The sequence below is a fragment of the Pedococcus sp. P2_E4 genome (genome assembly GCF_056403935.1).
Window position 1 is genome coordinate 1 of sequence record NZ_JBFUEO010000070.1, and the last position, 8588, is coordinate 8588.

Annotated in this window: 8 protein-coding genes; 3 read left to right on the top strand and 5 right to left on the bottom strand. The window is 73.5% G+C overall.

Features of this window, described 5'->3' with window-relative positions; translation table 11 throughout:
* A partial coding sequence (locus AC1DV7_RS17825; protein WP_477598675.1) for an HNH endonuclease signature motif containing protein occupies positions 1-804 on the top strand: 804 nt, incomplete at its 5' end.
* 200 nt (positions 805-1004) lie between these two features.
* Here the strand turns inward: AC1DV7_RS17825 and AC1DV7_RS17830 are convergent.
* Genes AC1DV7_RS17830 through AC1DV7_RS17840 form a run of 3 tightly spaced genes read right to left on the bottom strand, consistent with a single transcriptional unit; the run spans position 1005 to position 4245 of the window.
* Entirely contained in the window at positions 1005-2234 is a 1230-nt protein-coding gene (locus AC1DV7_RS17830; protein WP_477598676.1) for a deoxyguanosinetriphosphate triphosphohydrolase, read from the bottom strand.
* A gap of 9 nt (positions 2235-2243) precedes the next feature.
* Positions 2244-2960, bottom strand: a complete 717-nt coding sequence (locus AC1DV7_RS17835; RefSeq protein ID WP_477598677.1) for a YdeI/OmpD-associated family protein — start codon at positions 2958-2960, stop codon at positions 2244-2246.
* Complete coding sequence (locus tag AC1DV7_RS17840; protein ID WP_477598678.1) at positions 2881-4245, bottom strand: amino acid permease; 1365 nt, start codon at positions 4243-4245, stop codon at positions 2881-2883. The genes AC1DV7_RS17835 and AC1DV7_RS17840 overlap by 80 nt, the downstream gene beginning before the upstream one ends.
* Before the next feature lie 80 nt (positions 4246-4325).
* On the opposite strand from AC1DV7_RS17840, the gene pdxR reads away from it, so the two are divergent.
* The gene (pdxR, locus tag AC1DV7_RS17845; RefSeq protein WP_477598679.1) at positions 4326-5759 is read left to right on the top strand and encodes a MocR-like pyridoxine biosynthesis transcription factor PdxR; all 1434 of its coding nucleotides are present in this window, start codon (positions 4326-4328) and stop codon (positions 5757-5759) included.
* A gap of 40 nt (positions 5760-5799) precedes the next feature.
* Here the strand turns inward: pdxR and dusB are convergent, their stop codons facing one another.
* Positions 5800-7011, bottom strand: coding sequence for a tRNA dihydrouridine synthase DusB (gene dusB, locus AC1DV7_RS17850; protein ID WP_477598680.1), 1212 nt, complete (start codon positions 7009-7011; stop codon positions 5800-5802).
* A 39-nt stretch (positions 7012-7050) separates the two neighbouring features.
* Between dusB and AC1DV7_RS17855 the strand changes: the two genes are divergently transcribed.
* Complete coding sequence (locus AC1DV7_RS17855; RefSeq protein ID WP_477598681.1) at positions 7051-7881, top strand: sulfurtransferase; 831 nt, start codon at positions 7051-7053, stop codon at positions 7879-7881.
* 10 nt (positions 7882-7891) lie between these two features.
* On the opposite strand, the gene AC1DV7_RS17860 is transcribed toward AC1DV7_RS17855, so the two are convergent.
* Positions 7892-8500, bottom strand: a complete 609-nt coding sequence (locus tag AC1DV7_RS17860) for a response regulator transcription factor (RefSeq protein WP_477598682.1) — start codon at positions 8498-8500, stop codon at positions 7892-7894.
* Between the last annotated feature and the right edge of the window lie 88 nt (positions 8501-8588).

The following is an 8588-nucleotide window of genomic DNA, read 5'->3' on the forward strand; positions in this document are numbered from 1 at the left end:
CGCCGACTGCGGCCCGCGCTGCTGGCSAAGTACGGSCGGGACGGGCAGCTGCAGCTCGAGCAGGACGCCGCGGCCCGGTTCGTGAGCTTGTCGCAGCCGGTCGAGGACGGCACCGGGATCGCGGAGTACCGGCTRGTGCTGGATGTCGCGGGCAGGGCGGTGCTGGAGGCGGCGCTGGGGCCGTTGTCSGCGCCGCGGCCGGTCGACGGCGAACGCGACCTSCGCAGCWSCGACCRGCGCCGCGGYGACGCCCTGGTTCAGCTGGTGCGCCGTGCGGTGGGCGTGGACGATGCGGTGGGCAAGAACGCCAAGACGACGCTGCTGGTGACGATGGACTGGGCGTCCCTGCGTGACCAGGTCGGCGCCGGCACCACCCTGGGTGGGCTCGACACCGGCACCCACCTGGCGCCCGAGACGGTCCGCCGGCTGGCGTGCGACGCCTCGGTGGTCCCGGTCGTGCTGGGATCCCGGGGTGAGGTGCTCGACCTGGGCCGCACGGTCCGGTTCTTCACCCCGGCCCAGACCAGACGCCTGTGGCTGCGCGACGGCGGCTGCACCTACCCCGGCTGCGGGGCCCCGCCGGCCTGGACGGACGGTCATCACCTGGTGCACTGGGCCGACTTCGGCTCCTCGGACCTGGGAAACGCCGCGTTGTTGTGCGAGCGGCACCACACCATCGTCCACCAACGCCGCCTCGCCGGGCAGGTCGTGACCCGCCCAGAGGGTGAGCGGGTGCAGTGGGACCTGACCCGCGGCTCCTACGACCAGCTCCTGGCCCGGCGCGCCGCGCAGGAACCAGCGTGACCCCGCCCCACACCCCGCCCACCCAGGGCGGGGCCGCCGGGATGCCCACGGTCGGTCAGCGGGCAACCGCGGAGCGGCGGCAGTCGGCAACTGGAGTCCGGCGGGCGGTCAGGCGTGGACCGACACCCGGGCGCGGAGGCGAGCGGCAGGGCACCCACCTTCCAGCCACGTCGTCGGCATGGACGAACGTCGCGGCCCGCTCAGCCCCACATCCGGTGCAGGTGCAGCGCCCGCACGTCGGTGAGCGAGGCGACCTGGTCGACGACCACCCGCAGCGCGGCCGCCTCGGAGTCGGCGGCCTTCCAGTCGGCGAGCAGGTCCGGGTCGAGCCGCCCGAGCGGGTCGTCGAGGTAGGCCGCGACGAGGTCGCGCACCACCTCGCGCTGACCGGTGAGCACGTCCACCCGCTCCTGCGCGTGCATGACGAAATGCGCCGCCACGGCCTTGAGCACGGCGCACTCCGCTCGGGTGGCGTCCGGCACCACCAGGTCGGCGTCGTAGCGGGTGAGGTCGCCGGCGCCGTGCCGCTCGCGGGTCGCCGCCTCGACGGCGAGGACGAACCGCCCGATCAGCCGCGAGGTCATGTCCTTGAGGGCGGCTCGGTCACCTCGCGAGCCGTCGTATGCCGTGGGCACCGCTCCGGTGGCCAGGATGCGCTCCAGCGCCTCCCCCATGGCGTCGACACCCAGGTCCGACGCGTAGAGGCCCGTCGCCACCGCGAGCACGCTGTCGACGTCGGAGCGCTCGCGCAGCAACCGCAGGTCCAGTCGGCCGGACGCGATGGCGTCCTCGACGTCGTGCACCGAGTAGGCCACGTCGTCAGACCAGTCCATGACGTCCGCCTCGATGCACCGGCCGCCCCCGGACTGGCCCTGCCGAAACCACGTGAAGACCGGCAGGTCGTCGTCATACACCCCGAACTTGCTGGTGGGAGTGGGACTTTCGCCGCGCGGCCACGGGTACTTGGTCGAGGCGTCGAGGGTGGCGCGGGTGAGGTTGAGACCCGCCGGGCGACCGTCGGGGTGGACCCGCTTGGGCTCCAGCCGGGTGAGCAGGCGCAAGGTCTGGGCGTTGCCCTCGAAGCCGCCGATCTCGGCCGCCACCGCGTCGAGGGCCTGCTCACCATTGTGGCCGAACGGCGGGTGACCCAAGTCGTGGGCCAGGCAGGCCGTGTCGACGACGTCGGCGTTGCAGCCCAGGGCAGCCCCGAACTCCCGCCCGATCTGGGCCACCTCGAGCGAGTGCGTGAGGCGGTTGCGGACGAAGTCGTCGTCGCCGGGCTGCACGACCTGGGTCTTGGCCGACAGCCGCCGCAACGACGCGGAGTGGACGAGCCGGGCGCGATCGCGCGCGAAGTCGTCGCGGTCGGCGCGCTTGGTGACCGGGTCCTCGCGCACCCAGCGCTCCCGGTCGACCTCGGCGTATCCCACGGGGCGAGCCTAGGGCCGGGCGCCCCGCGCTGCCTCGGCGCCCCGCGCTGCCTGGGCGGCCCGCGCTGCCTCGGCGCCTMGCTCCACCCACTTGGGCTGGGTGCCGTAGCGCTGGCTCGGGATCAGCCGTCCGTGCGAACAGTCGTCGACGAGCTGTGCCATCCGCTTGTCGCGGGTGGCCTGCTGCTTGGCCGTCATCACCCAGTGCACGGCGAGCTTGCGGTAGCTGGGCGTGGCGACCTCCCAGAAGGCGGTCGCCTCGGGGCTGTCGGCGAGCTGTGCCGCGTAGGTCGGGTCGAGCTCGAGGTCGCCCGCACCCTCGTAGGAGTAGATCCCGGAGCGCTCGGGGCGTCGGAGCGCGTAGGCGGCCAGCCCCGACGGCTGCATCCGGCCCTCGGCAGTCAGGCGCTCGACGGCCGCGATGTTGATGGCACTCCAGTTGCTGGTGGCCTTGCGCGGCGTCCAGCGCTGCCGGGTGGCGTCCTCGTCGATGCGCTCCGAGCGCGAGTCGATCCACCCCCAGCACAGTGCCTCGGGGACCGCCTGTTCCCAGGTGAGACCGCGCTCGGCGACGTGGCTCTTGTAGAGGCCCATCCACAGCTCGGTAGCCGTGTCGTGGTTGGCCTCGAGCCAGGCGGCGAACTCCTCAGGCCCCGAGAAGAACGTCGCTGGCCTGTCCGGTGTCCCTCCCGGCATCCCGACCTGCTTCGCCCGCTTCCCCGTCATGGCCCAAGCCTGCCACGGCCGTCCGACGCCCAGCCACGGTCGTGTAGCCCACAGCGGCGACCGCGACCGCGAGCGCCCACGCGACGTGCCAGCCGCCCAGCGCGAGCAGGCCGAGCACCGACGTGAAGGCCGCGAGGGCCGTCCACCACACGCCCGACCGGGTGGGCAGCAGTCGCACGGCGGCTGCGGTGCCGAGGACGTAGACGAGGGTGAAGCAGCCGGTGGCCAGCAGCATGAGTGCGCTGAGGCCCAGGTGCAGCACCTCGGATCCCACCAGCCACACCAGGGCCTGGACCGCGATGAGGGTCAGGCTGCGGCGCGGCACCTCACCCTGCCCGGACCCCTGCGCGAGGTATGCAGGGAGGGCGCCGTCGCGGGCCAGCGCGGCGCCCAGCCTCGAGGCCCCTGCGTAGTAGGCGTTCATGGCGCCGACCGTGAGCAGGACCGCGAGGACGGCGGTGACAGCCCGGACCTCGCCTCCGAGACCTGACCCGACGGCGGCGACCAGGAGGTCGGACAGCGGAGCCCGGCTGGCACCGGTGGCCGGGCCGAGCACCAGCAGGCTCGTCGCCGCGAGGGCGAGGTAGAGCACCCCGACGACGACCAAGGCGACCGTGGTCGCGCGCGGGACGTCGCGACGGGGGGCGCGGTACTCCCCCGCCAGTGAGGCCACGGCCTCCCAGCCCGCGAAACCCCAGACCAGCAGGGCAGCCGCCGACCCGACCGCCCMCCAGCCGTGCGGCGCGAACGGCGCGAGGTGGTCCCACCTGGCGTGCGGCAGGGCTGCCACGACCGTGAGCAGCATCAGCGTGGCCAGCACGCCGGTGAGCCCGAGCTGCACCCTCCCCGAGAGGCGGAGCCCCGCTGCGTTCACCAGACCCACGCCGACGATGAGCGCGACGGCCACGACGACAGCGACCCGGTGCCCGCCACCCACGGCGTCGGCGACGTAGCCACCGGCCATGAGCGACGCGGGCGGCGCTCCGACGGGCACGGCGAAGTAGAAGCACCAGCCCACGGCCGCGGAGGCCTTCGGCCCGAAAGCCTGTCGCACGTATGTCGAGACCCCACCGGTGTCCGGGTGCCGCGCGCCCATCGCCGCGAAGGTGCTGGCCAGCGGGACGCTCAGCAGCACCAGGGCGGCCCACGCCACGATCGAGGCCGGCCCGGCGATGCCGGCGGCGAGCGCCGGGAGCGTGATCACGCCAGTGCCCAGCACGGCGCCGATGGCCAGGGCGGAGCCCTGCGGGAGGCTCAGGCCGCGGGCGGTGACGGTGGTGGTCATGCATCCAGCCTGCGGCACGATTGGCCTTGTCGGCAGAGCCACTCCTGGCCAATCCAGTTGGGCCACTCTAGGCTGCGTGCATGCCCTCGGCGCCAGTGCTCATCACGCTCGACGGCCCCGGCGACCGGGCCGCCCGGATCTACCAGCAGCTCCTCGATGCGATCACCGACGGCAGGCTCCAGGCCGGCTCCCGGCTGCCCGCCACCCGCGCTCTCGCCCAACAGCTCGGCTGCTCCCGCGGGACCGTCGCCACCGCATACGACCGGCTCACGGCCGAGGGGTTCCTCGTGACCCGCACGGGCTCGGGCACGTTCGTCTGCGAGGAGGTGGCTGCGGTCCGCAGCCGTCGCGCCCCCGCGGGGGACGTCCGCCCCCGCGCGGTGTGGGAGCACCTGCCACCGCCGGTGCTCGACTCTCCTGCGACCGCCCTTGACCTGTCGGTGGGCGGGCCCGACACGTCGCTGTTCCCGTTGGCCGCCTGGCGAAGGCTGGTGTCGGCGACCCTGCGGCCCTCGCTGCTCGCCGCCACGGCCTACTCCGGCGACGGTCACCCCGGCCTGCAGCGCGAGATCGCGCGGTATGCCGGGCTGGCCCGCTCCGTCGTCGCAGGCCTTGGTGACGTGCTGCTCACCAACGGCGCCCAGCAGGCTCTCGACCTCGTCGCCCGCACCGTGGTCGACCCGGGCGACACCGTCGTCGTCGAGGACCCGGGCTACACCGCGGCAGTCCGCCTCTTCAGCTCGCACGGCGCCCGCGTGGTGGGCGTCCCCGTCGACGAGGAGGGGCTGGTGGTCGACGCCCTGCCCGACCGCGCCCGGCTGGTGTACGTCACCCCCTCGCACCAGTTCCCCACGGGTGCCGTGATGTCGCTGCGACGACGAATCGCGTTGCTGGAGTGGGCAGCCCGACGCAACGTCGTCGTGGTCGAGGACGACTACGACAGCGAGTTCAGGTTCGAGGACCGGCCGCTCGCACCACTGCAGAGCCTCGACCGGGACGGCCGCGTCGTCTATGTCGGCTCGTTCAGCAAGACCCTGATGCCGTCGTTGCGGGTGGGCTACCTCATCGCCCCGCAGTCACTGCAGGACACCCTGCGCCAGGCCAAGCTCCTCACCGACTGGCAGGGCGACGCGGTGACACACGGGGCGCTGGCGCGGTTCATGGAGGAAGGCCTGCTGTCAGCCCACGTCCGGCGGGTCACCAAGGTCTACGCGGAGCGCAGGGCCGCGCTGCTCGACGGGCTCGACTCTCTGCCCGAGGGCGTCCTGCAGGTGCTGCCGTCGGCGGCCGGGCTGCACGTCTGCGCCTACTTCACCGACCGTTCGGTCGACGACGTCGCGGTGGCCGCCGAGGCAGCCCGGCGCGGGGTCGCCCTCGAGCCGGTGTCGGTGCGCTTCCACAGCACGCGGCCTCGGCCGGGCCTGGCGATGGGCTTCCGGCGGGTCACCGCCGAGCAGGTGCCCGAGGCGATCAGTCGGCTCCGAGCTGCTGTGGGTGCAGGATCTGCCACGTGATGACGCGGTAGACGCTGCAAAGACCCGGCTGAGACGGGACTCAGCCGCCGCTGACGGACAGCTCGGCCTCGGCCACCGCCTCGCGGTGCTGCTCGCTGAGCTCCTGGCTGTCGAGCCACCCCTCGGGCAGGGCCACGTGTCGCGGCGACCCGGCACGGCCGCGCTGGCCCTCGGCCGCGTCCCCGGGCCACGGAGCCGACGGGTCCATGCCGGCGATGAGCCGGTCGAGCGCCTCGATCGAGTTGACGAGGGCGAGCTGGTGGCGCACGGTCGAGCCGGCCGGGAAGCCCTTGAGGTACCACGCGATGTGCTTGCGGATGTCACGGCAGGCCTTGTACTCGTCACCGTAGAAGTCGACGAGGTACTCGGTGTGGCGTCGCATCGTCGCCGTCACGTCGCCCAGCGTCGGCTCGGCGCGGGCGGTCGTCCCGGCGAAGGCCGCCGCGAGGTCGGTGAACAGCCACGGCCGGCCCAGGCAGCCACGGCCCACGACGACCCCGTCGCAGCCGGTCTCGTGGACCATGCGCACGGCGTCCTCGGCCGACCAGATGTCGCCGTTGCCGAGCACGGGCACCGAGCGCACGGTCTCCTTGAGCCGGGCGATGGCCGACCAGTCCGCCTCGCCCGAGTAGGCCTGGGAAGCGGTCCGGCCGTGCAGCGCCACGGCCGCGACCCCCGCGCGCTCGGCGATGAGCCCGGCCTCGAGGTAGGTCAGGTGGTCGTCGTCGATGCCCTTGCGCATCTTCACGGTGACGGGCACGTCGTACGGGCTGGCCTCGCGGACCGCTCCGGTGACGATCGCCGCGAACAGGTCCTTCTTCCAGGGCAGCGCGGCTCCGCCACCCTTGCGCGTCACCTTGGGGACCGGGCACCCGAAGTTGAGGTCGATGTGGTCGGCGCGGTCCTCGGTCACGAGCATGCGCACGGCCGCCGCGACGGTCGCCGGGTCGACGCCGTAGAGCTGGATCGAGCGGGGGTCCTCGTCGGGGTCGTGCTCGATGAGCCGCATCGTCTCGGGGGTCCGCTCGACGAGAGCCCGGGAGGTGATCATCTCGCTGACGTACAGCGAGGTCGCCCCGCTGGCGCCACCCGCGTCGAGCCCCTCGTCGCCATACTCGCGACACAGCTTGCGGAAGGCACGGTTCGTGATGCCGGCCATGGGGGCGAGCACGACCGGCGACTCGATGGTGTGGGGGCCGATCTGCAGGGGCGGGAGCACGGCAGTGGCACTCGTGGAGGTGGACGTCGACATGGCACCCGCATTCTCGCACCCGGCTGGTTGACTGGCCGAATGCGTGCGCTCATCACCGCCGACGACCTGCTGTCCGTCGCCGACGACGTCCTCCTGCTCGACGTGCAGTGGAACCTCACCACCTCCGCGGGTCCCCCCGGGCGGGACCTGTATGCCGCCGAGCACCTCCCCGGCGCCCGCTTCCTCGACCTCGACCGAGACCTGGCGGGGCCGCCCGGGGCCGGCGGACGCCACCCGTTGCCAGATCACGCCACGCTCGAGGCAGCGCTTCGGCGGGTCGGTGTGGAGGCCGGCGCGCCGGTGGTGGTCTACGACCAGGGTCCCTCGGCTGCTGCGGCGCGGGCCTGGTGGGTGCTGCGACACGTCGGCCTGGGCGACGTGCGCGTGCTCGACGGCGGTCTCGCTGCCTGGAGGGCTGCGGGCGGCCCCACCACCAGCGAGGTACCTGACGTGCATCCCAGCGACCTCACGCTCCCGGGCGGTGGGCCCAAGCCGCTGGATGCGAGTGGCGCTGCACAGGTGGCTCGCGACGGCATACTGCTCGACGCCAGGGCGCCCGAGCGGTTCCGGGGAGAGGCCGAGCCCATCGACCCGGTGGCGGGGCACATCCCGGGGGCCGTGAACGTCCCCGCCACCGACACCGCCCGGCCGGACGGCTCGTTCCTGCCGCCTGCGGAGCTGCAGGACCTGTTCTCCCGCAAGGGAATCGATCTCGACGCGAAGAGAGTCGGCGTCTACTGCGGGTCCGGAGTGACCGCGGCCCAGTCGGTGCTGGCGCTGCACGAGATCGGTGTCGAGGCTGAGCTCTACGTCGGGTCCTGGAGCGACTGGATCACCGACCCGCGACGACCCGTGGCGACCGGCGGCTGAGGACTGAGGGCTAGAGCCAGCCGTACTCGTCAGCGATGCGCACCGCGTCGGCGCGGTTGCGCGCCATCGTCTTGCCGATCGCGGAGCTGAGGTGGTTGCGCACCGTGCCCTCGCTGAGGTTGACCTGGCGGGCGATGTCGGCGACCGAGCCACCCTGCCGGGCCGCCACCAGCACCTCGGTCTCGCGGCCGGTCAGCGGCGACTCGCCCCCGGCCAGGGAGTCTGCGGCCAGGGCAGGGTCGACCACCCGCAGCCCGGCGTGCACTCGACGCACGGCCTCGGCCAGCTGACGCGCTGGTGTGTCCTTGACGACGAAGCCGCTCGCGCCGGCCTGCAGGGCACGACGCAGGAAACCCGGTCTGCCGAACGTCGTCACGATGAGGACGCGCACCTCGGGCAAGGCCTCGTGCAGGGCTGCGGTCGCCGCGATGCCGTCGAGCCCGGGCATCTCGACGTCGACCAGCGCGACGTCCGGGCGTGACTCCCGTGCCGCCGCCAGGATCGCGTCCCCGCGCCCCACCTCGGCCACCACCTCCATGTCGGACTCGAGGCCGAGCAGGCTGGCCAGGGCGCCACGGACGAGGGCCTGGTCGTCGGCCAGGAGCAGCCGGATGGTCACGGCTCCACCGTGGCGTCCACCCCGCGCGCGGGCGCCTCGCGCCCGGTCGCCTCGCGCCCGGCCGCCTCGCGCCCGGTCGCCTCGCGCC

Excerpts from the sequence above, each read along its gene's own strand:
- pdxR (WP_477598679.1), top strand. The coding sequence starts at position 4,326 with ATGCCCTCGGCGCCAGTGCTCATCACGCTCGACGGCCCCGGCGACCGG.
- AC1DV7_RS17855 (WP_477598681.1), top strand. The coding sequence starts at position 7,051 with ATGCGTGCGCTCATCACCGCCGACGACCTGCTGTCCGTCGCCGACGAC.
- dusB (WP_477598680.1), bottom strand. The coding sequence starts at position 7,011 with ATGTCGACGTCCACCTCCACGAGTGCCACTGCCGTGCTCCCGCCCCTG.